Consider the following 24220-nt stretch of genomic DNA (forward strand, 5'->3'; position numbering starts at 1 on the left):
CCGCTCTGGCCCCGTCCGCTAGAAAGCGCGATGAACCCTCACGGGTGAGCATGCCGGACCACCTTCACGACGCTTGGCATCCCGGCGAAGGCCCGCTGCACCTCGGCGAAGTCCCAGTGGCCGGCGAATTTCACGTGGAAGGCCTCCGGCACCAGGTCCGCGTGGTAGGACTCCGGCCGATTCACCCAGTGCACGTGACGCATGACCGCCACGGCGTGTTCGGCGTCCTCGAAGTAGATCTCGTCCACGCCCGGCAGCGCCCGGACACGGTCGAGCACGGCCTGCCGGTCCGCCGGGCCGCCTTCGCAGTCCTTCCAGCACAGCCGGACCGCCACGTCGGCCTTGTCCCACCAGAAGTCGTCGCGGTAGGACTCGACGTAGAAGACCCCCGGAAGCCGCTGCGCCTCGCCGAGGACCCGCCGCCAGTCCCCCGGCGCCAGGGCTCCGCCGTACACCGCTCGCCTCAGCAGGTATTCGTCGAGGATGTCGCCGACGCGTTCATCCTGACGGGCGATGGCGAGAGCCTGCGCCGGCGTGAGTCGCCGGTATCCGCGGGTCTCCGCGTGGCTCGCGAGCACGCGCTCGATCTCACGCCGCTGGGCCGCCGTCGCCGCGCCCGACGGACAACTCTCATCCGGGGAAAGCGACTCATCGGACGACTGCCCGTCATAAGGGGATGGGGACCCGCACAGGTGGACCAGGAAGGTGCCCGTACGAGGCCACGGCCCGTCCGGCGGCGGGGACGGCTCCCGGGAGGCCCGATGGGCGAACACCCCGCCTACCGCCAGCGCCACGACGAGCACGACGGCCGCGACCGTGAGCGGCCTTCTCCACCACGTACGCTCCGCGGAATTCGCCGTCATCTACCGGCTCCGGGAGTCACCGTGAACCGCCACTGCGGCGGCGCGGACACCTCGAGCACAGCGGCGACGCCCGGCATCCGTTCGAAGATCTCTCTCATCTCGCTCAACCTGCCCGGCCTGTCGAGCTTGAGCCAGAAGCCTTCGGGCACGACGAGCGGGTCGATCTCCGTCCCGTCCCACAGCATGCGCCGCCTGTCCCGCAGCGCGTGGGCGAGGTCCTCGAAGTAGACCGCCTCCACCCCGTCGAGGTCCTCGATCCGGTCGAGTACGGCCGCCCTCTCCTGTTCGGAAGCCCTCGGAGTCCTCTCGCATCGCTCGTAGGCGCGGTCGCCTTTGTCCGGACAGAACTGGATCGCGATGTCGGCCCTGCCGCGCCATGCGGTGTCCCCGAAGACGATGACGTCCGAGACACCGGGCAAACCCTGCAGGCGCTGCTTGACCCCCTGCCAGTCCCCCGGGCCGAGCGCGCCGTGGTAGGCCTCCGGCATGTCGGCGGGCTCGTAGGCGCTCGCGATCCCGGAGCCCTCCCTGGGCGTGACCCATTCCTGGAAGTCCTCCCACCCCTGTTCCTGGGTCCGGAAACGGAAGATCCGGACCTCCGGCATCGCTTTGAGCGCGGCCTCGATCCCTTGTTTGTCCTCTTCCGTCGCCGCGCCGTCATGACAGGTCGGAAGATCGGGCGTCGAGGGCAGACAGATGTAGACCGAGAAGAACCCCGACTGCGGCAGTGACTCCGCCGGCAGGGGCAGCGGCCAACGGGACTGCTCGTGGATCCACCACCCGGCGAGCCCGAGTCCGGCGAGGAACACGACCGCCAGAGCGGCGATGACCAGCGGCTTCCGGACAGGACCCGCCCCGGGTTCCGGCTCGCGCCGATCGTCACCGAAGGACAATTCCTCCATCTCAGCGGACTCCACACGCCGAACCCTAGGACTAATCGGTTGGAACGGTCATCCAGACGTCGATGTTGAGCGACCAGGTGCCGTTGGGCGGGTCCACCAGCGAACGTTCGTCCTGCCGGGTGTGCAGGCTCATCACCCGGGTCGCCGGGCCGTACGCCATGAGCTGCTCGGGCTCGGCGGCGAGCAGCACGGGCCGGCGGCCGGTGCGCCGGACGGCCTCGACCAGGCGCAGCACGTCGGCCTGGCGCGGCACGTCGGATCGCGGGGGATAGACCACGCGAGCCGTCGGCACCCCGCACTGGCCGCGCAGGACCTGCGTCAGCCGGTCGCCCGTGACGCGCTCGGCGACGAGCACGGAGGCGTTCGCCGGGATCGCCCGGCACAGGCCCGCGATCGCGGCGGCCTCCCCCCTGTTGACCGGCGAGAACGCGGTGCCGATCGAGGTGATCGCGGGCGGGACCGCCAGCAGCAGCGCCCCGGCCGCGACGGCCGCCCGCGAACGGCCCGGACGGGCGGCGAACCAGCCCGTACGCGCGAGCCGCCGCGAAAGCCACCGCAGCCCCCAGACGGCGAGCAGCACCAGACCGGGGATGACGATCGGCACCAGCCTGCGGGAGGCGAAGGGGTGGTCGGGGGTGATCGCGGGACGCCAGAGCGTCGTCACCGTCGTCCAACCGATCACCGCCAGCGGCAGCAGCCAGCCGAACTCCCCTCCCTTCACCAGGCGGCGCGCGAGCACGGCCGCCGCCACGGTCGCCAGCACGACGGCGGGGAGACCGACGTACCAGGAGACCCAGTCGAGGGAGTGCTCGTAGTACAGCCGGGACTTGTCGGGCACCAGGCCGTTGGCTATCTGCGTCTTCTCGATGAAGTCGGCCGTGAGCATGTCCTCGGGCGTGACCGCGTCACGGCGCACGGTCTGCGCCCAGGGCCGTACGGCGAAGCCCGCCATGACCAGCACGACCAGGGCCGCGGCGGCGTCCGGCAGCCACTCCGCACCCGGCAGGCGGCGGGCGCGGGCGGCGATCCGGGGCGCGAGCGCCGCGCCGGCGACCGTGAGCACCACGACGACGGCGCAGATCGCGAGCAGGGGAACGAGCGAGCCCGACAGGTACTCCAGATAGGGCCGGGCAAGGGCGTAACCACCGGTGAACCCCCACACGCCGCCCACGAACAGGCCGGTCAGCAGGGGCGCGCCCAGCCGTCCCTCGGGCAAGGGCCTCGCGAGGGGTGTCCGCCGGAGTGCGACGAGCGCCCCGGCGAAGACGAGCACGGGCAGCACGTCGCGCAGGCCGTCGATGCGCACCAGCAGCGCCAGCCCGAACGACAGCCCCGCGAGCGCGGCGGACGGGAGACCCGGGCCGGGCGGCGCGGCCCGGAGCCGGGCACGCGCGTCGAGCAGCAGGTTCATCCCGCCGAACAGCAGGATGAGCGAGGGAATCTCGCTGAACGTCGTCCGCGACGTGTAGAGGATCGGCAGGCCGACCGCGAACACGAGGGCGGCCAGGGGCGCCCAGCGCGCGCCCACGAGCCGCGCGGCGGTCCCGGCGACGGTGAGCACCGCGAGCGCGCCCAGCACAGGCGGCACGAGCAGCAGGCCGGGGACGCCGCCCAGCCAGTGACCGATCGCGTGGATCATCGGCGGCCCGGCCATGAACTGCGGGCCGATCCCGCCGTCGACCGCGTAGAACCCCATGCTGTCGAAGCGCAGTGCGGGGTCGGGACCGCCGAAGTCGCCCGTCGGGATCGGGAGCGACCCGTGCCGGGCGAGCCAGACGGCGTACTGCGCGTAGGTCGACGGGTCACGCCGGACGATCAGCTGCTCGCCGTGCAGGAACCCGTTGAACATCCCCGATCCGAGCGCCACGGCGAGGGTGGCCACCGTCGCCCAGCGGGGCGGCGTCGCGGCCTCGGGCAGGCGGCGCAGGCCGTACGCGCTCAGCAGGAGGGCGGCGCCGCCGCCGAGCAGCGTCATGGGCAGCGGCAGGAACCACCCGAGCAGCAGCAATGGGAGGCCGGCGATCAGCCATCCGCTCAGCGCGAGCGCGGGCACGACGGAGACGGCCGCGAGCAGCCTGCCCGCCGCCTTCCGCTGCGACGGCAGCCGTGTGCGGCCACGCGCGTGGCCTGACGTGTTCACCGGGATGCACCCGAGACTAGCGGCCCGCCCCGGCGCTCCGCCTTCATCGTCGTGTCCCGTCCACCTCGCGCGTCGCCGTTGTCCACAGGCGCGTCCCGGCCCCGCACAGGGGCCGCGGGGAGCCGGTAGCGTACGCCGGGAGGCAGGCAGGGGGGCGCATGAGGGTGTCGGACAGCCGGGGCTCGGCGCCCTGGCCGGAGGGGGAGGACGGGCACCCGCATGAACGTCCCGGACCCGCCTGGCCCGGCGAGTCGTCGTCCGCCGGTGCGCCCGCTGGTCCGCCCACGCCGCTCCCGAACGGACGGGCCGGAATGGGGCGGCACCGAGCCGAGCAAGCCGGAACCGAGCGAGTCGGAACCAACCGGGTCGGAGCCGAACGTGCCGGAGCCGGAGGGCACGGAGCCGGAGGGCGCGGGGTCGGGTGGCGCGGGGCCGGGTGGCTCGGGGCCACGCGGGCCGGTGGCGGCCGGCTTGAGGGCTGGGTGCGTGGGCGTCTGACGCCTCGCGACCCGATGCACCCGGTGGCGTGGACGCGTGAGGACCTCCCCGGGTGGGCGCGCCGGCACCGGTGGTTTCTCGTGGTCCTCGGGCTCGGGGCGCTCCTGCGGCTGGTGACCGCGCTCGGCTTCCGGCCCGCGCTGTGGTTCCCCGACTCCTACACCTACGTGGTGACCGCCATGCGGCCGAGGCCGGACCTCGTCCGCCCGGCGGGCTACTCGATGTTCCTGAGGTTGCTGGAGGCGTTCCACAGCTTCGCCCTGGTCGTGACCGTCCAGCACGTGCTGGGGCTGCTCGTCGGCGTGATGCTCTACGTGACCGTCCTGCGGCGTGGCGGTCCTCGGTGGGCGGCCGTCCTGGCCTGCGTCCCGGTGCTGCTCGACGCGTACCAGATCGAGCTGGAGCACCTGCTCGTCTCCGACTCGCTGTTCACCTTCCTGCTCGTGGGGGCGGTGTGCCTGGCGATGCGCCGCCCGCTGACGCCGCGCTCGGCCGCCGCCCTCGGCCTCGTGCTGGCCGCCGCCACGCTGACCAGGACCGTCGGGCTCCCACTGGTCGCCGTCTTCGCGCTCTTCCTGCTCGCGTACGGCGTGCGCGGCGCGAGCGGGACGGGCGGCGCGAGCGGCGCGGTGCGCCCAGGCAGGGCGGTGGCCAGGCTCACCGTGCCCTTCCTCGTGGCCGCGCTCCTGCCGGTCGCGGGCTACGCGGGGTGGTTCTACGCGACCTACGAGCGCGTCGGGCTGGTCGGCTCGAACGGCGTCTTCCTCTACGCGCGGACGATGTCGTTCGCCGACTGTTCGGTGATGAAGCCGCCGCCCGACCTCGCCGTGCTGTGCGACCCGCGGCCCCCCGCGTCCCGGCCGGCGTCCCAGGAGTACATCTGGAACGCGCAGTCCCCCCTGGTCCGGCTGCCCGGCATCACGTTCACCAAGGAGACCGAAACCCTGGCCGGGAGGTTCGCCTCGCTCGCGATCCGCAGCCAGCCGCTCGCGTTCGTCCGCACGACGCTGACCGAGCTCGGCAGGTCGTTCACGCCCGGCCGGCCCGTCTACCCCGACGCCGAGACGTACAGGTACTACGAGTTCCCGGCGGCCGTGCCGCCACCGCCCGGGCGGCACCCCGCCGTGGTGGGCAAGGAGTTCGCGCAGCGTTACGAGGGCGGGTCGATCACGGTGCGCATCGCCGAGCCGTTCGCGGCCCTGATGCGGGCCTACCAGGATGTCGCGTGGCTGCCGGGGACGGCGCTGCTCGTGATCCTCCTGGTCCCGCCGGCCGCCTGGGCCATCCGGGCCCGCTCGGCGCGCCGTGCCGCCCCGGCGAGGCGCACGACCCGGGCAACGGGCGAAACCCGGGCGGCCTGGACACCGCGGGCGTCCGAGAATCGCGACTCCTCGCAATGGTCTCCCTCGAACCATGCCCACGCGAACCGTGCCTCCAGCAACCAGGCCCCCAGCAACCAGGCCCCCACCGACCAGGCCCGCGCGAAGCACGCCCCCACGAACTGGGGCATCGCCTGGGCGACGGCCTGGGCGCTGCTGCTCGTCCCGGCCGCCACGGCCCAGTTCGACTACCGCTACGTGCTGCCCGCGGTGCCGCTCGCCTGCCTGGCCGTCGCCCTGTCCGTACGCGGGTCCGGCAGACCGGCACAAACCCCTTGACCTGGCCAAACGACGCGCGCATCATCAAAACCAGGTAAAGGCAAACTCAATCCCATACCCAAAATGTCGGCGTTTAGTATGCTCTGCCCCTGGATCAGGGGGACGTGACACGGCATGATCGTGGCCCGGATCCTCCCAATCGCGGCACTCGCAGACGCTCCCGTGACCTACCCTCGGAGCGCGACCTGTGATCGCCAGGCAAGGAGGACAAGTGTGCGAGCGAACCAGTAATTCTTCCGGCCTCTCGCCCACTCGTCCGGCTGCCACACCATGTCGTCCGGCTGACGCGTCATGTCGCCAGGCCACCGCTTTCCGGGCAGGCGTGCGGTGAGCGAGCGCAGGCGCGTCTCCGCGCGCACCAGCCCTCCGCCGCCCCCCTCCGACCAGAGGGTGTGGGGTCCCCCGGAGGACGCCGCGTACGGCGGGGCCTTCGAGCCCCCGCAGGGCCGCAGAGCGGCTCCCGCGCCGGCCGGATACGCCGACATGCCGGTGGCCACCGCCCCCGCCGGCTACGCGGAGATGCCGGGGAGACGTGGCGGGCAGCGACCGCCCCGGGACGACCGCCCGCCCGAGGCCTACGACGGGGGACGACGCCGCGGCGGGCGGCGCGCCGAGCCGGGCGTCCCGCCCGAGCCCTCCTACGACCCCTCCTATGACGATGAGGAGCCGCCGCGGCGGCGCGGCCGCAGGCGCGGCGGCGACGAGGAGAGCGGCCACGCCCCCGCCACCGTCCCGAGCCGCGCGCACGGCGGCGGCGGCGACTTGCCCCCGGACGGCGGGCCGCCACGCCGGCGCGGCGGAGGCGGCGGCGGCCGTTCCGGCCTCGGGATCGGCGGCTGGATCAGCGTGGTGCTCACGTGTGTGCTGGTCATCGGCACGCTGACGGCATACAAGGTCTACCGGAGCACCATCGGCCTGATCAACAGAGGCGCGTCCACCGACGACCTCGACAAGAACCGCCCGGTCAACGAGACCGGCGCGATCAACGTGCTGCTCGTGGGCTCGGACACCCGGGCGGGAGACAACAAGAAGTACGGCCAGCACCTGGTCAACGACGGCGAGCGCACCGACACGATCATGCTGCTGCACGTGTCGCCCAACCGTGACGCGGCGACGCTGCTCAGCTTCCCCCGCGACTCCATGGTGATGATCCCCGCCTGTTACTCCCGCAGCCGGACGCTCATCCCGGCACACCTCGGAATGATCAACTCCGCGTTCTCCGACGGCGGGATGATCTGCACGCGGCGGACCATCGAGAGCCTCACCGGGATCCGCGTCCACCACTACGTGAAGGTCGACTTCACCGGCTTCAAGAACATCGTCAACGCCCTCGGCGGCATCGAGATCTGCCTGCCGCAGGCCGTCAACGACAAGAAGTCGAAGCTGACGCTCCCCGCGGGCAAGCAGACCGTGCGGGGCGAGGCGGCGCTGGGCTACGTGCGGCTGCGCTACGGCCTCGGCGACGGCAGCGACATCTCCCGCATCAAGCGCCAGCAGGTCTTCATCTCCCAGGTCGTGAAGAAGGCGACCAGCAGCGCCCTGCTCACCGACGTCGGCAAGCTGCAGGCCTTCATCGCCGCGGCGGCGAAGTCCGTCACGATGGACGACGCGCTCAACACCGAGGAGCTCATCAAGATCGCGCAGAGCGCGTCGAAGCTGTCGGCGAAGGGCTTCAAGGCCACCACCGTGCCGTGGGAGCCGTACTCCGCCGACAAGAACCGCGTCCAGTGGAAGCAGCCGGCCGCCGGCAACCTCTTCAGGGCCATCGCGAACGACACCGAGGTGGCTCCCACCGCGTCCGCGAGCCCGGCCGCCTCGCCCTCCGGGCCGGTGATCACCAAGCCGCAGCAGGTCAAGGTGCAGGTGTTCAACGGCACCAACAGGGACGGCCTGGCCAAGGAGGTCGCCGAGGAGCTCGCCGGCCTCGGCTTCAACGTCGTCGGCGTCGGCGACGCCCGGAAGCCCGACGGCACCGACCAGCCGAAGACCATGGTCCGCTACACCGGTCAGGGCTGGAACTATTCGAAGATCCTGGTCGGCAAGCTGGTCAACCCCGTCAGCCCGGAGACCGGCAAGGCGGCGAGCGGCCCGGCCACGCCGTTCACGCCATCCTCGCCCCCGCCGGACGCGCCCAAGGGCAAGGTGCGCGGACCGATCATCCAGCTCGTCGTCGGCGCCGACTGGAAGGGCGTCCGTTCCCCCATCAACCTGGGCGACAACGTCGTCACCTCCGACACCAACCCCTGCGCGAGCTGACCCGCGTCGCGACCGGGCCGGGACGCCTCCGTCCACGTGGAACGGAGGTGTCCCGGCCCGTTCGTCACCGGTGGTCTGACAGGGGACCACGACAGTGTCACATCCGTTACGTTCAGCCCCAGAGGCGACATCAGTCTTCAAGAACGTTAGGGTGAACACCTGGCGAACGCGCCCTGTTCGCCCGTTCGGGCTGATGCGCCGGGGCGCCTTCGCTAGTGTCCGAAAGGACACGGCGACGCTGCGCCAGGCGTGGCCGTTCCCCCGAGCCTCCAACAGATAGCTGAGCGTTTCTCCCGTGAGTGACACCCGCCATCACCCCCCGGTCCCCGGATCCCCGCAAGGCAACGACCCCGATGCCGAAGAGGCTCCCACCGGAGTGATAGGCCGGATCACCGGAGACTGGCCCGTACCGGACGGAGGCCTGCCGCGGCGGGAGCCGAAGCCCGCGGGCGGTCCGGAGGCGGAGCAGGGTGCGGGCGGGTCGGGCGGCCCGGCGAGCGAGCGGCCCGAGCACGGGCGCCACGAGAGCGTCCTCCCCGCCCCCGTCGACGAGAGCACGGCCGCACCCGTACACGGACGCCACGAAGGCGGCGAGAGCGGCCCGGGGAGCGCAGCAGGGCCGGCCGCCGAAGCGCGCGGCGGCTCCGCTCCCTACGACAAGCCGTACGAGAAGCAGCCCCTGCCCACGCGCAAACCGCGCGGCGCGGAGGGTTCCGGAGGCATTCCGCACAGCTCCATTCCGAACAGCGCCCCGCCCACCGGCTCCGCACCCACCGGCTCCGCACCCACCGGTTCCGCGCCGGCCGGTGCCGCGTCGCAGGACAAGCCGTACGAGAAGCAGCCCCTGCCCGTACGGAAGCCGCGCAAGCCGGGCGCCTCCCGCCTGGGCATGCCGCCCGCCTCCGCCCCGCAGGCTGAGGGCTTCGACTACTTCGGCCGGGGCCAGGAGCGTCCGGGCGTCCCGCGCGCGGCGGCCGCCTCCGACGGCCCCGCCCCGCCGCAGGCGTTCCCCGAGCTCGGTCCCCGCGACCTGTCGGACGCCTTCCCCGGCGCCGGCCGGCGGTCGTCCGGTCCCGGCCACCGAGACGGCTCGGGCCTGCGGGCCGGCCCCGACGCCCCGACGCCGCCCTTCGGCGACTCCCCGGCCTTCCCGACGCCGGCCTTCGGCGCCGCGCCGTCGTTCCCCGAGCCTCCGGGCTTCCCCGAGCCCCCGGGCTTCCCGCAGCAGCCTGCCGCCGCCGCGGGCGGGACGGCCAACCCCTTCCTCGACACTCCCCCGTCCGGCGCGGGCCCGGCCTTCCCGCCGGACGACCCCTTCGGCGCCGCACCGCCGTTCCCCGAGACCACCCGCGGCCGGCGCGGCGGGCGGGACTTCCCGGACGCCTTCCCCGGGGCCGCTCCGAACGCGGCCTTCGGCGCCGCGTCCGCGCCGGAGGCGCCCGCTCCCGCGTGGCCCGGGCAGGAGGCCGACCCCGCCCGGTTCGACCCCTGGCGGCGCTCCTCGCAGGACGACGCCGGCGACCTGGGCGACCCCCGCCAGACCGGCCCGCTCGGCGGGCCGCTGCGCGCCCCGCTGCCCGCCTGGGCCGAGGTGCCCCTACGTCCGGACGACGCCTTCGCCCGCGGTGGGGGACGCGATGGCGGCCCGGAGAACGAGCCCGAGCAGGAGCCCGCGCCCCGGGCCAAGAAGCCGCGCGACCCCTACCTGGACAACGTGAAGTTCGTCGGCATCGCCCTGGTGCCGATCGGGCACGCACTGGTCCCGACGCTCGCGGCCGACTCCGCACGGGCGACGTACCTGTTCATCTACGTCTTCCACATGCCGCTGTTCGTCATCATCAGCGGTTACCTGTCCAGGAACTTCTGGAACTCGAACGCGAAGACCAACAAGCTGGTCGACACGTTCCTGGTGCCGTACGTGATCGTCGAGGTGGGCTACGCCCTCCTGCGCACCGCCTTCGGGCACAAGTTCAGCCTCACGATCATGGATCCGGCGTGGTTGAACTGGTATCTGCTCGCACTGCTGTTCTGGCGGCTTTCCACACCCGTGTGGAAGCGGATGAAATACCCGTTCGTCATCTCGGTGGCCGTCTATCTCTTCGCCGGGTTCTCCCAGTTGTCCGGCGACTTCAGCATGGACCGGTTCTTCGGGCTGCTGCCGTTCTTCGTCCTCGGCCTCGTGCTCAAGCCGGAGGTCTTCGACTTCCTCAAGCAGCGCTGGGTGATGATGCTGTCGGTGGTCGTGCTGCTGGGCGCCGCGGGTGTGGCGATCTTCCTGGTGAAGAACTACTCGGTGAAGCTCGGCCCGATCTACTACAAGGACAGCTACAAGGACCTCCACCTGGTCTGGTGGAAGGGCATGCTGCTGCGCACCGGCCTGCTGGTGGCCGCGCTGGCCATGTCGGCGGCCGTGATGTCGCTCATCCCCCGGCGCCAGACGTGGTTCACCGACCTCGGCACCCGCACGCTCTACTGCTACCTGCTGCACGGCGTGCCGGTGATGATCGCCAAGGAGATGGGCTGGGTCAGCTTCCCCTGGCTGTACGGCCCGCTCGGGGTGGCGGCCATCGCGGCGTCGGGCTTCGCCCTGGCCATCGTGCTGTGCCTGCCGGTGACCCGTACGGCGTTCAAGTGGCTGCTCGAACCCCGGCTGACGTGGCTGTACCGGCGGCCGAGCGGACAGGCGGCGAAGCCGGTGAGCACCGGAAGTTAAGCCTCATTTCGGGAGGCATTCACCCGGCGCATCCGGTCATTTCGGACGGCACGGTCAGCCTCCCCGTATGAGGGTATGCGTCGGCACGACAGTCCATCACCCGGAGGACGCGCGGATCACCCACCGGCAGATCCGGGCGCTGCTCGACGCCGGGCACGAGGTGACCTTCGTCGCGCCCTTCACGCACTGCAACGTGACGCCGCGGCCGGGCATCCGGGCCGTCGACGTGCCGAGGGCGGTCGGCCTGCACCGCGGTAAGGCGCTGCGGGCCGCCGCCTCCGCCCTGCGCAGGGCCGTGCGGGACGCCGACCTGCTGCTCGTGCACGACATCGAGCTGCTGCTCGCGCTGCCGCGCAGACGGCCGCCCACGGTCTGGGACGTTCACGAGGACACGATCGGCGCGCTGCGGGCGAAGGCCTACCTGCCGGGGCCGTTGCGGAGCGTCCTGCCGCCCCTGATCCGCGCGGTCGAGGGCCGTGCCGAGCGGCGTCTCCATCTGATCCTCGCCGAGGAGTCCTACCGTGAGCGCTTCCCCGGCCCGCACCCCGTGGTGCCCAACCACACGTACGTGCCGCCGACGCCGCCCGCACCGCCGGGGGACTCCCGGGTCGTCTACGTGGGGCACATCTCTCACGCCCGCGGCGCTGCCGAGATGGTGGAGATCGCCCGCCGGCTCCGGCCGTACGGCATCCGCCTGGACCTGATCGGACCGGCGGACGCGGCGGTGCGTCCCATGCTGCGCGACGCGCAGCGCGCGGGGCTGCTCGACTGGTTCGGGTACGTCCCCAACAACCACGCGCTGCGGATGGCCGAGGGCGCCCTTGCCGGGCTGTCCCTGCTGCAGGACGTGCCGAACTACCGCGAGTCGACGCCCACGAAGATCGTCGAGTACATGGCCCGTGGCATCCCCGTCGTCACGACCCCGCTGCCGAGGGCGGCGTCGCTGGTCGGGCGGGTCGACTGCGGGACGATCGTCCCGTTCGGCGACGTCGGAGCGGTGGCCGGCACCGTCGTGCAGGCCGTGCTCCGCCTGCGCGAGGACGCCGAACGGCGGGCCGCGATGGGCGCCCGGGGCTATGTCGAGGCGCTGAACCACCATCACTGGCCCGCCGTGGCCGGCGAGTTCGTCGCTCTGCTGGAGCAGTGGGCCCAGGCCGCGAACACGGTGCCGGCCCTGAGCCCCGGCCGTACGGTCCCGGCCTGACCCCCGCTCAGGGCCGGCCGGGCGCGGACAGCAGGCGCGCACCCGTGACGGCGAGACCGGCGGCCTGGGTGATCGCGCCCGCGACCTCGAACCACTCGGTGCCGGCCACGAGCCCGATCACGTGCAACGGCGGCCACGCGAGGACCCCGGCGGCGGCCCACAGCGGCACGACACGGGCGCGGAGCAGGGCCAGCCCGAGCAGCAGCGTGCCGGCGAGGTTGCCGAGCACGAAGAGCAGGAACACCCAGATGCCCATCGGCTCGCTCTGGGCACCGTCGATGACCGCCGCGTAGTCGTCGACGCGGCCCCCGCGCTCCGCCATGACGATGTCGGTGATCCCCGTGAAGGCGACCGCGAAGTAGCAGATGTACCCGCCCGCCACCAGGGTCGCACCGAGGGCCCCGAGCCTGCGGCTCCGGTCGCCGACGAGGCGCCTCGCGCCGAGGGCGGCCGGGACCATGAGCAGACTGCCCAGCATGGCGGCGACGGTGCTGAGGCGGTACAGGCCGGGGTGGGCCGCCACGAGGGCGAGTGCGTTCGCCCCGGTGCTGTCGTCCCCTCCGGCGCGGGTGGCCCAGGCGTAGGCGCCGTTGGCGACGACGAAGCCCCACGGCGCGGTGAACAGCGCCAGCGCGAGCGGCAGATGACGAGTGTGCGACGGAGCCGTTTCCACGGGTTCTCCTCGATCGAGCAGGTGGGGGATCATGCGCGGGAGCGCAGCGCAGGAGCGAGGAACGCGACACAGGCGAGGGTCAGCGCGATGCCGACCGCGGCCACCGCGATGGCCGGCACCGGGACGCCTTCGGCGAAGAACGCCGGCACGGCGCTGAGCGCCGACAGCAGCCGGGTGACGATCACGGCCACCACCCCGGCGCGGCTGCCGCGCCAGGCCAGCACGACACCGGCCACGGTGATCAGGCCGAGCACGCCGTCGGCGAGAGCCACCGCGAACGGCGGGTGCTCGCCGTCGCCCAGCGGCACCGAGATCACGTCGACGAGACCGAACAGACCGGCCATGACCAGGCCGATGACGAGGGGAACCGAGCGTTTCACTGTGCCTCCTGGGCTGCGGGACCGGATTGCCGATGTCTCGCAGTGTGGGCGCGCCGGCCCTGTCGGCGGATCCGGGCCGGCTCTGGTCCGATCTCCGTGCTGGCACGTATTCACCCCGGCCGCGGCGCGGCCTACGGTGTGCTCGTGGCACTCCCCCGTCTGCTCACGTACGCCGCCGCGACGCTGGTGTGCGTGCTGATGGCCGCCCCGGTCGCGCCGGCCGTAGCGGGCGACGGGACGGTGGTGCTGGACGGGATGGCGCTCGCGATCGGCATCGCGCTCGCCCTGCCCTCCGTCGTGCTCGGCGTGCTGGTCGCCACCCGGCGCCCGCGCAGCGTGGTGGGCCTGCTGCTGGTGCTGACCGGCGCGACGACCGTCTACCTCGCGGTCGGCGAGTCGTACGCGAGCCTCGCCGCGCGGCGGGGGCTGCTCACCGAGGTTTACGCGGCGCTGTCGCAGGGCGACTGGATGTTCCTGTACGTGCCTTCGGCGCTGCTCATGCTCGTCTTCCCCGACGGCAGGCTGCCGGGGCGGCGCTGGCGCTGGGCCGTCGCCGGGCTGCTGGTCGTGCCCGTGCTGTTCATGCTGATCGCGGCGTGCGCCCCCGACGCGTATCCGCCGCCGTTCGAGAGCACGCCCCATCTGCTGCGGCCTCCTCGGGCGTACCTGCCGATGCTGGAGATCGCAGGGGTGGCGCTGCTGCCGGTCTTCCTCGGGCTGCTGATCGCGTCGGCGGCGGCGATGGTCACCCGCTACCGCCGGGCGGCCGACGAGGTGAGCCGGGCGCGGGTCAAGTGGTTCGCCCTCGGTGCCGGATTCCTGCCGCTCACGCTGCTGCTGTGCTGGGCCGGTTACCTGCTTTTCGACAGTCCCGACCTGGTGGTGTTCGGCCTGGCGGCGACGGCCGTGGCGATCCCGGCGGCGACCGCGATCGCGATGCTGCGCCACGACCTCTACGACGTCGACCGGGCGATCAGCGCGGCCGTCACCTACGGCCTGGTCACCACGATCCTGCTGGCCTTCTACACGGCCGCCTCGTTCCTCGCCGGCCTCGGCGCGGGGCGCGGCTCACCCGTCGCGGCGGCGGCCGCCACCGCCGTCTGCGCCGCCGCCCTGTCTCCGCTGCGCGTCCGGCTCCAGCGCCGGGTGGACCGGCGGCTCTACCCGGCCCGGCAGGCCGTGCTGACCGCCGTCGCGCGGCTGCGCGACCGCACGCACGCCGGGCTGGCCCGGCCGGAGGAGCTGGAGGCGGCGCTGCGCGAGGCGCTGCGCGACCCGGCGCTGCGCGTCGGCTACCGGATCCCGGGCGCCACCGGTCTGGTCGACGCGGCCGGCGCCCCCGTCGATCCCGGCGGCTCCCCCGTGACACCCGTACGGCTCGGGGGTCACGAGATCGGCGCGATCGTACGCGGCCGGACCGGGAGCCGTGAGCTGCTGCGCGAGGCGGCCGGCGCGAGCGCCCTGCTCATCGAGGTGGTCCGGCTGCGGATCGAGGTGAGCCGGGCGCTGGAGGAGGCCGAGGCCGGCCGGACCCGGTTGCTGCACGCCGGTTACGAGGAGCGGCGGCGGCTCGAACGCGACCTGCACGACGGCGCCCAGCAGCGCCTGGTGTCCCTCGGCATGGCGATCCGGCTCGCCCAGCGCCACCTCGGCGACGGCACGGCCGACGTCGACGCCCTGCTGGACGAGTGGGTGGCCGAGCTGGCCGTCGCGGTCACCGAGCTGCGGCGGATCGCGCACGGCCTGCGCCCGAGCAGCCTCGACGACGGTCTCGGCAACGCGCTGGTCATGCTGGCGGGCAAGGTCCCGGTGCCCGTGGCGCTCGACGTGTCCGCCGACGACCTGCCGGACGACGTGGCGATGACCGCCTACTACGTGGCGAGCGAGGCGATGACGAACGCCGTCAAGCACGCCGGCCCCGCCGCCATCGGCGTGCGCGTCAGCCGGGCCGGCGACCACGTCACCGTGCGGATCAGCGACGACGGGCGGGGCGGGGCGCTGATGCGGCCGGGCGCCGGGCTGGCGGGCCTGGCCGACCGGGTGCGGGCGGCGGGCGGCGCGCTGCGGCTGTCGAGCCCGGAGGGCGGCGGGACGACGGTGGAGGCGGTGCTGCCGTGCGCGTCGTGATCGGGGAGGACTCCGCCCTGTTCAGGGAGGGGCTGGCCCGGCTGCTCGCCGACGACGGGCACGAGGTCGTGGCCAAGGCCCAGGACGCCCCCGGGCTGGTCGCCGCCGTCGACGCCGCCGATCCCGACCTGGTCATCGCCGACATCCGGATGCCGCCCGACCACACCGACGACGGCGCACGGGCGGCCAGGCGGATCCGCGGCGCCCACCCCGGCCTCGGCATCGTCCTGCTCTCCCAGCACGTCGAGACCCGGCACTCTGTCGACCTGGTGTCCCGCGGCGGGTTCGGCTACCTGCTCAAAGACCGGGTCTTCGACGTGGACGACTTCCTCGACACGCTGCGCCGCGTGGCGGCCGGCGGCTCCGCCCTCGATCCCGAGGTCGTCTCGCGCCTCATCGGCGTACGCCGGGCCGCCGACCCCCTCGCGTCGCTCAGCGCCCGTGAGCGCGAGGTGCTCGCGCTGATGGCCGAGGGCCGTACGAACGTCGGCATCGCCCGGCGGCTCTACCTGACCGACCGGACGGTGGAGACCCACGTCAGCTCGATCCTCGCCAAGCTCGGCCTGCCCGGCTCGGAGGAGGACCACCGCCGCGTGCTGGCCGTCGTGCTCTATCTCAACCGCTCCCGCACCTGACGCAGGCGGCGGCCCAGGAAGGCCCGCTCGGAGGCGTTGCGGGTGCGGGCGATCGCCGCCTCGTACGCCCGCGCGGCCTCCTCGGCCCGGCCGAGCCGCCGCAGCAGGTCGGCCCGGACGGCGTGGAACAGGTGATAGCCGTTCAGGTCGAGAGCGTTCAGGAGCGCGAGCGCGGCGTCCGGCCCGTCGACCTCGGCCACCACGACCGCGCGGTTCAGCGCGGCCACCGGGCTCGGGGCGAGGGCGAGCAGGTGGTCGTACAGGCTCAGGATCTGCCGCCAGTCCGTGGCGGCCGCCGTCGGCGCGTCGGCGTGGACGGCGTTGATCGCCGCCTGGATCTGGTACGGCCCCGGCCGGCCGCGCCGCAGGCATGCCCGCACGATGTCCTGGCCCTCGGCGGTGAGGGCGCGGTCCCACCGGCCGCGGTCCTGATCGGGCAGCGGCACGAGGTCGCCGTCCGGGGTGGTGCGGGCGCCACGCCGCGCTTGGAGGAGCAGCATGAGCGCGAGCAGCCCCATGACCTCCGGCTCGCCGGGCATCAGCGCGGCCAGCAGGCGGCCGAGCCGGACGGCCTCCGCGCACAGGTCCTCGCGGACCAGCCGGTCGCCCGCGCTCGCCGTGTACCCCTCGTTGAAGATCAAGTACACGACGGCGAGCACGGCCCTGAGCCGCTCCGGCAGATCGGCCTCGCGTGGCACGCGGTACGGGATGCCGGCGTCGCGGATCTTGGCCTTGGCCCGGACCAGCCGCTGGGCCATGGTCGGCTCCGGGACCAGGAACGCCCGTGCGATCTCGGCCGTGGTGAGGCCGCCAAGCAGGCGCAGCGTCAGCGCGACCCGGGCGGCGGGGGCGAGCGCCGGGTGGCAGCAGGTGAAGATCAGGCGGAGCCGGTCGTCGTGCACGGGCCCCTCCTCGTCCGGCCCCTCCTCGTCCGGCCCCTCGGCCGGTCCGTACTCGGCGGCGTGCAGCCGGACCGCCCGCGCGTGCCGGTCCTCCCGCAGGGACTCCCGCCGGTGGCGGTCGATCATCCGGTTGCGGGCGGTGGTGATGATCCAGCCGGCCGGACTGGGCGGCATCCCGTCGCGGGGCCAGCGCCGCACCGCCTCGGCGAACGCGTCCTGGACCGCCTCCTCGGCGACGTCGATGTCGCCGAAGTGGCGGACCAGGACCGCGACGGCGCGGCCGTACTCCTCGCGGAACACCCGCTCGACGTCCGGGGATGCCGCACTACGCGAGGTCGTCATCGCCTTCCACGACCCCGGCGAACGGGCGCACCTCCACCGGGAGCGTGGTCGCGCGGGCGAGCTTGCGGCCCCACTCCAGCGCCGCGTCGAGGTCGGGCGCCTTGATGATGGTCAGCCCGCCGACGTGCTCCTTGCCCTCGGTGTACGGCCCGTCGGTGACGAGTTCCTCGCCGTCGCGCGCCCGCACGACCGTGGCCGTGGCCGGATCGTGCAGCCCTCCGGAGAAGACCCACGCGCCCGCGGCCCGCAGCTCTCCGTTGAGGGCCGCGAGGTCCCGCATGATCGGCTCCAGGACCTCCGGCGGGGGCGTCCCGCCGTCGGGCTGCTGGATGCTGAGCAGGTAGTGCCTCACCGTCTCGTCCACCTCCTCCGTGGGGCCCACCGGACGCGGGCCCGTTCACCCTCTACACGAACGGCCACCCCTGGTTTCGACATCCGCCGAAAAATCAGGTCTGGGACAACCTTGCCGCCGTACGGCTGTCGCCGGGCCGCCGGTCTTGCTGTACTGGAACCATGGCAAGCCATGTCGTCCAGGGGCGCGGGGTCGAGACGCCGGTGGAGGTGCGCGACGCCTCGGTGTGCCTCGCCGCCTACCTGGTGCGGGCCGACGCCGCCCGCGCGGTCCTCGCGTACTCCAGGATGGACGTCACCGAGGTCCTGCCGGGCAAGGCCCTGTGCTCGTTGGTGTTCGTCCGCTATCACGACTCCGACCTGGGCTCCTACAACGAGTTCGGGGTGACCTTCCTCGTACGGCCCGCCGACGCGGGCCCCCCGCCGAGTCGCGGGCCGCTGGCCGGGCTGAAGGACCTGCGCGGGGCGGGCACGGGCGCCTTCGTCCACTGGCTGCCGGTCGACCAGACGTTCACGCTGGAGGCCGGAAGGACCATCTGGGGCTTCCCCAAGGAACTCGCCGACGTCGACCTGCGGCTCGGCTCGCCGTACAAGCGGTGCCTGCTGCGCAAGGACGGGCGGATGGTCGTCGATCTGCTGCTCAGGCCCGGCGTTCCGGCGGCGCCCGTGCCGCTGCTCGGCGAGACCCTTCCCATGCCGGACGCCTACGCCCACCTCGACGGGGTCACCCGCCGCATCCCCTGGACGGCTCGCGCCCGGGGCGTCCGCTGGCGGCCGGGCGGCGCGCTCATCCGCCTCGGCAACCATCCGATCGCCAAGGAGCTGAGCGAGCTCGGCCTGCCCCGGCGGGCACTGATGACGGCCACCGCCGAGCAGGTGGCGATGACCTTCGAGGAGCCCGGACGCGCGTGACGCATGCTCCCGCTGCCCTCACCCGCCCCGGTGCCGGTCGTCCGCCTCGGCCTGTCGTACCTCGCCGCCGTGTGACGGATCATGGCCGCAGGCGCAGCGGTCCCTTTCCGGGGAGGCGCCTGCTCGCGTGGGACGATCGCCCGCGGCCGCCGGCAGGGCGGCCGCCAGCCGGTCGACCTTCTCGCTCAGCGCCCTGATCTCGTTCATGACCACGATGTGCTGCTCCAGTTCCAGCTCCTGGTCCTCCTTCCACCGCTGGGCGTTGACCTCGGCCTCCATCGCGGAGACGATCACACCGATGAGCAGGTTGAGCACGAAGAACGCCGTGATCACGATGAACGTGGCGAAGAAGATCCACGCCAGCGGCTCCTTCGCCATCACGTCCTCGGCCACCTGTGGCCAGTTCTCGACCGTGAGCACCGTGAACATGGTGAACAGCGACCGCCCGAGGTCCCCGAAATACTGCGGGGCCGCCTCGTGGAAGAGCTGCTCGCCGATCACGGACGCCGTGTAGAGCGACAGCAACAGAAGGACCACGGCCGAGGCCAGCCCCGGAAGCGCGGCGAACAGCGCCGAGACCACCCGCCGCATGCCCGGCACCACGGAGATCAGTCGCAGCACGCGCAGGAACCGGAAGAGCCTCAGGATCGACACCGACTCCGAGGCCGGCACGAGGGCCATGCCGACGATGACCAGGTCGAACCAGCTCCACGGATCACGGAAGAACGCCTTGCCGTGGACGACGATCCGCAGGACGATCTCGACGACGAAAACGGCGAGGATGACCCGGTCGATCACGAGGAAGGTCGTGCCGTGACGGTCGGCCAGCTCGTTCGACGTCTCCAGCCCGAGCGCGATCCCGTTCAGCGCGATGACGGCGATGACCGCACGGTGGAAGACCGGAGAGTCGACGATGACGCGGAGCCGTTCGCGGTGGAAAACGGGCAAGCCCACACCCCTGAAGATCAGGCAGCACAAACGCCCGAAATCTTACAGTTTGGGGTTAACTATGGTTCCCGCAGGGCGTCGACCGCCTGCCGCTTGCCGCATCGTGCCCCCGGCCGCGCCGAGGCGGAGCGCACGCCCCGGCAGCCGCCGGCGACGTCCGCGGCCGGCACACCTAGACGATGGGCGGGCGGCCGAGGCGGAGCATGCGCCAGGCGGTGCGCCAGGCCATCGGGCGGCGCTCACCCGCCGGCTCGCGCAGCCCTTCGAAGAAGCCGCGGAACCACGCCTTGATCGCGGGCATCGAACGCTCGCGCACGAGCGTGAGCACGACCCAGTTGAGCAGGTAGAGCAGCGCGAGCGGCCACGGCAGGTTGCGCCGGGCCAGCCACACCCGGTTGCGGGCGTTCAGCCGGTAGAAGTCCGTGTGCCGGGACGGCAGCACCAGCGGGTGGTACATGACCGTCTCGGCGTCGTACTCGATCCGGTATCCCTCGCCCAGCAGCCGCCAGGCGAGGTCGGTCTCCTCGTGGGCGTAGAAGAACTTCTCCGGCAACCCGCCGACCTGCAGGAACGCCGACTTGCGAATGGCGCACGCGCCGCCGAGGAAGGTCGTCACCGGGGAGGACCGCTCGGGGTCGCCGGCCCGCAGCCGGGGCACGTGCCGCCGCTGCACCGAACCGCCCTCGGGGTCCATCACCCGGAAGCTGATCACCGCCAGGTCGGGCTCGTGCGTGAACCGCTCGCGGACGTGCGCGGCGACCTTGGCGTTGGCGTACCAGCCGTCGTCGTCGAGGAACAGGACGATGTCGCCCGAGCACTCCTGCACGCCGCGGTTGCGTCCCTCGGGGATGCCCGCGTTGTGTGCCAGCCGTACGGTCTTGATCGTGGCGGCGGAGCCGGGGAGCGGCTGGACGGTCAGCCGCGGCACGTCCGCGCCGTTGCCGACGATGACCACCTCGATGTCGCCGTCGGTCTGGGTGAGCGCGGACTCCACCGCCCGGTCGAGCTCGGCGATCCTGTTGCCCATGGTGAGGATGACACAGGAGATTTTCACCGCGTCACTGCCTCGACATGGGGCGCACTACACACGACTTCATGATCACCGAGTCTGTATGGCCGGGCAATCCGGAATCTGCCTGGTTTACCGTGGGACAAGGGTATCGGAACTGCCACCAAACCCCTACCCAACCGCGAATGTACGACCGATCGGCATGCCACGCCGGGACCGGCGCGCTCATGACAGCCGCCGGGACGCGAGGATGCTGACCAGATGCAGCAGGAGCTGGACTCCCGCGATGACGACGCAGGCGACCACGAGGATCCGCGTGGCGGAGAACCAGTTGTCGAGCACCGCCGCGACCACGACGATCAGCGACAGCTCGACGGCCTGGATCACCCGGTGGAACCGCAGCGCCGCGGCGAACCTGCGGGCCAGCGCGAGCCGGGGCGAGGTGAACTGCTGCGCCGCCGCCTCGGTGGTCGCGACCAGGCCCGACCGGGCGCGGGCGACGTCGACCAGGTCGGTCTCCGACTTGATCAGGATCGCGCCGAGCGCCGCCGCCACGCCCATGACCGTGTACCAGTCGGGCAGCGTCTCGGAGGCGCGGAAGCCCAGCCCGATCAGCAGCGCCGCCTCGGCGAAGTAGTGCCCGACCCGGTCGAGGTAGACGCCGGTGATCGAGGTGCGGCCGGTCCACCGGGCCAGCTCCCCGTCGGAGCAGTCGAGCAGCAGGTAGACCTGGATGAGCAGGGCCGCGCCCAGCGCCGCCCAGAAACCCGGGAGGGCCAGCACGGCGCCCGCCGCCACCCCGCACACGATCATCAGGCCGGTGACCTGGTTCGGCGAGATGGGGGTCTTGGCCAGCAGCCAGGTGGCGTAGATGGACAGGCGCCGCATGTACAGCAGGCCGGCCCAATGTTCGCCGCTGCGGCGGTCCATGGTGGTCTGCGGCTGGGCGACCGCGCGAAGCTCAGCGACCGACGGCGCGGACATAGTCCTCAACTCTCCCACGGACCTCGTGCTCCGACAGCCGGAGGTGCTCAAGGATGGTGTAGCGGCCGGGCCGGGTGCTGGGGGCCAGCATCACCGCGGCCGTGAACTGGTCGGTCGTGAGGCCGACGTCGCCGGGCGCGACGGGCAGGCCGTGCCGCCTGAGGCAGCCGGTCACCTGGCCGAGCCGGTGCGCGTCCTCGCGGAGGAAGTAGCAGAACGCCGCGCCGATGCCGGCCAGCTCACCGTGATTGGAAGTGCCGGGGAAAAGCTGATCCACGGCATGAAGGATCTCATGGTCGCCACCACTCGCCGGACGGCTTGACCCCGCGATGACCATCGACATCCCCGACAGGATCAGCGCCTCGGCGAGCACGGTCAGGAACGCGTCCGACTCGATCGTGTCCTGCCGGCCGAGCACGGCCTCGGCGGCCGTGCGCGACATGGAGATCGCCAGCCCGTCTATGGGCTCGCCCCGCTCGCTGTTGCCGAGCTGCCAGTCCTCGATGGCCGACAGGTTGCTGAGCACGTCGCCGATCCCTGACCGTACGAGCGCGGGCGGGGCGTCGTGGACGAACTCGAGGTCCACCATGATCGCCAGCGGCATGGGCACGCCGAACGAGCCCTTGCCGCCCTCGTACACGAGCGAGGCCACCGGCGAGCAGATGCCGTCGTGCGAGAGGTTGGTGGCCACGGCGACCATGGGGATGCCGGCGAGCGACGCGGCGTACTTGGTGGCGTCGATCGTCCGGCCGCCGCCGACGCCGACCACCGCTTCATAGTTGCCCTTGCGCAGGTCCGCGCCGAGGGACACGGCCGCGTCCACGGTGCCGTCCGCCACCCGGAGCACCTTGGCCTCACCCAGCGACGGCGCGATGACCTCCGCGATGCGGTCGCCCTGCCCGACGCCGACCGCGACCGCGACCCGGCCGGAGGTGGCCACCCTGCTGTCGGCGAGCAGGGTGCCGAGCTGCGCGATCGCGCCCCGCCGCACCTCCATCGTGAGAGGCGCGGGGAGCATCCTTGCCAGAATCGGCATGCGAACTCCTCAGAAGACCGCGGAAATCAGTAACGGCACGCGATCTCACGGGCCTTCGCGAGGTCGTCGTGGTTGTCCACCTCGACCCACTCGACCTTGCCGATCGGAGCGACGGCGATCTTCTCGCCGCGCTCGACCATCTCCTGGTAGCCGTCCTCGTAGTAGAGCTGCGGGTCGCGCTCGAAGGTGGCCTTCAGCGCGTCGGCCAGCCGCTCGGCCGCGCCCGGCCGGATCAGGGTGGCGCCGATGTACTCGCCGTACGCCTCGGCGGGGTCCATCAGCTTGGTGATCCGCTTCAGCCGGCCGTCCTCCAGCGTGACCTTCATCTCCTCGTCCGCCAGCGACTTCACGTCGTCCACGGCGAGCAGGACGTCGGAGGTGTTCTCGGCGGCCAGCAGGGTCCGCTCCACCGACACGGGGTGGACGGTGTCGCCGTTCACCAGCAGCGCGCCCTGCGAGAAGTAGTCACGGGCGCACCACAGCGAGTAGGCGTTGTTCCACTCCTCGGCCTTGTCGTTGTGGACGAGCGTCAGCTTCACCCCGTGACGCCGCTCCAGGTCGGCCTGCCGCTCCCGGACGGCCTGAGCCTGGTAGCCGACGATCACCACGACCTCGCGGAGGTCCACGGCCGCCAGGTTACGCAGGGCGATGTCGAGGATCGTCGTCTCACCGTCGACCGGCACCAGCGCCTTCGGCAGCGTGTCGGTGTACGGCCGCAGGCGACGTCCGGCTCCGGCGGCCAGCACCATTCCGAGCAATTTCCCGCACTCCTTGAGGTCGAGCGTCAGACAGTAACCCCAAAGGTTAGTTGGCTCGGCACCCCGCTTGGGTAATCCACCGTTGGTCTGACGTTAATCCGGGGGCGCCGGTTCCACGGCCTCGTCCGGTGTCCGGGGGGCGGCGAGCCAGCATGTCAGGCTCTCCCAGCCGAACAGGCCCCAGAGATAGAGCGCGAGCAGCGCGAACACGGCGGTCATCACGTCGAGCAGGCCGCCGAGGGCGACGACGAGCATCCGGCCGTCCCAGCCCAGCCCGGCCGTGGCCAGCCACGGCGGCGGATACACGTGCTGGCGCACCCGATAGACGGTGTCGTAGTGATGAAAGGCCATCGCGCCGAGCAGCGCGACGACGAGCACGGGCGGAACGGAACGGGCGAATCCGGCCGAGGCGATGAAGCCGTATTCGGTCAGCCGCAGGATCGGGGGCGCCAGCCAGTCGAGCCGGCCGTCGTGCCGGTGCGCGCTGCCCGCCCCGGCCAGCAGCAGGGCCACCGCCGGAGCGAAGACCGCGAAGTCGTCGGCCCCGGCGATGCCCAGCACCAGCAGCACGGCGGTCACGAAGGCCCCCGCGATCGCGGGCGGCAGCGGCGGGAGCTGCCCGGCGACGAGCAGCCCCATCGCCTTCGACAGCGGGCCGTCGTCCCGGTAGGCCACCACGACGCTGCGCGGCACCGGGATCATGTGCACGGCGATCGCGCCGCGACTCTTCCGGTCGGTCTCGTGCGGGCGCCGACTCATGCCACCTCCTCGCCTTCGGCTCGGAGCGGCATGCGCCAGACGCTGTGTTCACTGATTCGCTCGCTACGCTCGCTCATGCCACCTCCTCGCCTTCGGCTCGGAGCGGCATGCGCCAGACGCTGTGTTCACTGATTCGCTCGCTACGCTCGCTCATGCCACCTCCTCGCCCG

Annotated in this window: 20 protein-coding genes; 7 read left to right on the forward strand and 13 right to left on the reverse strand. The window is 72.5% G+C overall.

Translation table 11 applies throughout. The annotated features are described in order from the left end of the window. Positions 1-38: 38 nt before the first annotated feature. The 3 genes from ACWEQG_RS09180 to ACWEQG_RS09190 are packed head-to-tail and all read right to left on the reverse strand — an operon-like array spanning position 39 to position 3905. Entirely contained in the window at positions 39-863 is an 825-nt protein-coding gene (locus tag ACWEQG_RS09180; RefSeq protein WP_452283202.1) for a hypothetical protein, read from the reverse strand. Continuing rightward, on the reverse strand, positions 860-1780 hold the full coding sequence (locus ACWEQG_RS09185) for a permease-like cell division protein FtsX (RefSeq protein WP_452283203.1): 921 nt from the start codon (positions 1778-1780) through the stop codon (positions 860-862). The genes ACWEQG_RS09180 and ACWEQG_RS09185 overlap by 4 nt, the downstream gene beginning before the upstream one ends. Positions 1781-1796: 16 nt before the next feature. After that, on the reverse strand, positions 1797-3905 hold the full coding sequence (locus ACWEQG_RS09190; protein ID WP_452283205.1) for an ArnT family glycosyltransferase: 2109 nt from the start codon (positions 3903-3905) through the stop codon (positions 1797-1799). A 512-nt stretch (positions 3906-4417) separates the two neighbouring features. Here ACWEQG_RS09190 and ACWEQG_RS09195 point away from each other — a divergent pair. The 4 genes from ACWEQG_RS09195 (at position 4418) to ACWEQG_RS09210 (ending at position 12234) form a co-directional block, all read left to right on the forward strand. Beyond that, positions 4418-6061: a hypothetical protein gene (locus tag ACWEQG_RS09195; protein WP_452283917.1), complete on the forward strand. Its 1644-nt coding sequence runs from the start codon at positions 4418-4420 to the stop codon at positions 6059-6061. Positions 6062-6388: 327 nt separating this feature from the next. Next, a complete protein-coding gene (locus ACWEQG_RS09200) occupies positions 6389-8317 on the forward strand; it encodes an LCP family glycopolymer transferase (protein ID WP_452283207.1) in 1929 nt (642 codons plus the stop codon). A 295-nt stretch (positions 8318-8612) separates the two neighbouring features. Next, entirely contained in the window at positions 8613-11030 is a 2418-nt protein-coding gene (locus ACWEQG_RS09205; RefSeq protein ID WP_452283208.1) for an acyltransferase family protein, read from the forward strand. Between the two features lie 67 nt (positions 11031-11097). Next, entirely contained in the window at positions 11098-12234 is a 1137-nt protein-coding gene (locus ACWEQG_RS09210; protein ID WP_452283210.1) for a glycosyltransferase, read from the forward strand. Positions 12235-12241: 7 nt separating this feature from the next. Here ACWEQG_RS09210 and ACWEQG_RS09215 read toward each other — a convergent pair whose 3' ends face one another. After that, positions 12242-12907, reverse strand: a complete 666-nt coding sequence (locus tag ACWEQG_RS09215) for a hypothetical protein (protein WP_452283212.1) — start codon at positions 12905-12907, stop codon at positions 12242-12244. A gap of 29 nt (positions 12908-12936) precedes the next feature. Next, the gene (locus tag ACWEQG_RS09220) at positions 12937-13287 is read right to left on the reverse strand and encodes a hypothetical protein (protein WP_452283214.1); all 351 of its coding nucleotides are present in this window, start codon (positions 13285-13287) and stop codon (positions 12937-12939) included. Between the two features lie 144 nt (positions 13288-13431). On the opposite strand from ACWEQG_RS09220, the gene ACWEQG_RS09225 reads away from it, so the two are divergent. Together ACWEQG_RS09225 and ACWEQG_RS09230 are read left to right on the forward strand one after the other, a co-directional pair. Further along, positions 13432-15414, forward strand: coding sequence for a sensor histidine kinase (locus tag ACWEQG_RS09225; protein WP_452283216.1), 1983 nt, complete (start codon positions 13432-13434; stop codon positions 15412-15414). Further along, entirely contained in the window at positions 15402-16049 is a 648-nt protein-coding gene (locus ACWEQG_RS09230; RefSeq protein ID WP_452283218.1) for a response regulator transcription factor, read from the forward strand. The genes ACWEQG_RS09225 and ACWEQG_RS09230 overlap by 13 nt, the downstream gene beginning before the upstream one ends. Here the strand turns inward: ACWEQG_RS09230 and ACWEQG_RS09235 are convergent. Together ACWEQG_RS09235 and ACWEQG_RS09240 are read right to left on the reverse strand one after the other, a co-directional pair. After that, positions 16025-17293, reverse strand: a complete 1269-nt coding sequence (locus ACWEQG_RS09235; protein WP_452283220.1) for an RNA polymerase sigma factor — start codon at positions 17291-17293, stop codon at positions 16025-16027. The two genes, ACWEQG_RS09230 and ACWEQG_RS09235, sit on opposite strands and share 25 nt — an antisense overlap. After that, on the reverse strand, positions 17277-17657 hold the full coding sequence (locus tag ACWEQG_RS09240; RefSeq protein ID WP_363464372.1) for a YciI family protein: 381 nt from the start codon (positions 17655-17657) through the stop codon (positions 17277-17279). The genes ACWEQG_RS09235 and ACWEQG_RS09240 overlap by 17 nt, the downstream gene beginning before the upstream one ends. 149 nt (positions 17658-17806) lie before the next feature. Here ACWEQG_RS09240 and ACWEQG_RS09245 point away from each other — a divergent pair, with 149 nt between their 5' ends. Next, complete coding sequence (locus ACWEQG_RS09245; RefSeq protein ID WP_452283222.1) at positions 17807-18556, forward strand: acetoacetate decarboxylase family protein; 750 nt, start codon at positions 17807-17809, stop codon at positions 18554-18556. Between the two features lie 18 nt (positions 18557-18574). Here ACWEQG_RS09245 and ACWEQG_RS09250 read toward each other — a convergent pair whose 3' ends face one another. From ACWEQG_RS09250 to ACWEQG_RS09275, 6 genes are all read right to left on the reverse strand, one after another. Further along, positions 18575-19510 (reverse strand): ion transporter, encoded by a 936-nt coding sequence (locus ACWEQG_RS09250; protein ID WP_452283224.1) that lies wholly within the window; start codon positions 19508-19510, stop codon positions 18575-18577. Between the two features lie 166 nt (positions 19511-19676). Next, positions 19677-20558, reverse strand: a complete 882-nt coding sequence (locus tag ACWEQG_RS09255) for a glycosyltransferase family 2 protein (protein WP_363464377.1) — start codon at positions 20556-20558, stop codon at positions 19677-19679. A 180-nt stretch (positions 20559-20738) separates the two neighbouring features. After that, a complete protein-coding gene (locus ACWEQG_RS09260; RefSeq protein WP_363464379.1) occupies positions 20739-21497 on the reverse strand; it encodes a CDP-alcohol phosphatidyltransferase family protein in 759 nt (252 codons plus the stop codon). Continuing rightward, positions 21475-22515 (reverse strand): iron-containing alcohol dehydrogenase family protein, encoded by a 1041-nt coding sequence (locus ACWEQG_RS09265; RefSeq protein WP_346230086.1) that lies wholly within the window; start codon positions 22513-22515, stop codon positions 21475-21477. Before ACWEQG_RS09265 ends, ACWEQG_RS09260 begins: the two co-directional genes overlap by 23 nt. Before the next feature lie 44 nt (positions 22516-22559). Beyond that, positions 22560-23291 carry a phosphocholine cytidylyltransferase family protein gene (locus tag ACWEQG_RS09270; protein ID WP_452283226.1) on the reverse strand — a complete coding sequence of 244 codons (732 nt, stop codon included), beginning with the start codon at positions 23289-23291 and terminating at the stop codon, positions 22560-22562. Between the two features lie 93 nt (positions 23292-23384). Beyond that, positions 23385-24050 carry a DUF5941 domain-containing protein gene (locus tag ACWEQG_RS09275; RefSeq protein WP_452283228.1) on the reverse strand — a complete coding sequence of 222 codons (666 nt, stop codon included), beginning with the start codon at positions 24048-24050 and terminating at the stop codon, positions 23385-23387. Between the last annotated feature and the right edge of the window lie 170 nt (positions 24051-24220).

The sequence above is a fragment of the Microbispora sp. NPDC004025 genome, assembly GCF_053604425.1.

Bases quoted from the DNA above. Each gene is read 5' to 3' on its own strand.
- ACWEQG_RS09180 (WP_452283202.1), bottom strand. From the start codon at position 863: ATGACGGCGAATTCCGCGGAGCGTACGTGGTGGAGAAGGCCGCTCACG.
- ACWEQG_RS09195 (WP_452283917.1), top strand. From the start codon at position 4,418: ATGCACCCGGTGGCGTGGACGCGTGAGGACCTCCCCGGGTGGGCGCGC.
- ACWEQG_RS09210 (WP_452283210.1), top strand. From the start codon at position 11,098: ATGAGGGTATGCGTCGGCACGACAGTCCATCACCCGGAGGACGCGCGG.
- ACWEQG_RS09235 (WP_452283220.1), bottom strand. From the start codon at position 17,293: ATGACGACCTCGCGTAGTGCGGCATCCCCGGACGTCGAGCGGGTGTTC.
- ACWEQG_RS09245 (WP_452283222.1), top strand. From the start codon at position 17,807: ATGGCAAGCCATGTCGTCCAGGGGCGCGGGGTCGAGACGCCGGTGGAG.
- ACWEQG_RS09260 (WP_363464379.1), bottom strand. From the start codon at position 21,497: ATGTCCGCGCCGTCGGTCGCTGAGCTTCGCGCGGTCGCCCAGCCGCAG.
- ACWEQG_RS09265 (WP_346230086.1), bottom strand. From the start codon at position 22,515: ATGCTCCCCGCGCCTCTCACGATGGAGGTGCGGCGGGGCGCGATCGCG.
- ACWEQG_RS09275 (WP_452283228.1), bottom strand. From the start codon at position 24,050: ATGAGTCGGCGCCCGCACGAGACCGACCGGAAGAGTCGCGGCGCGATC.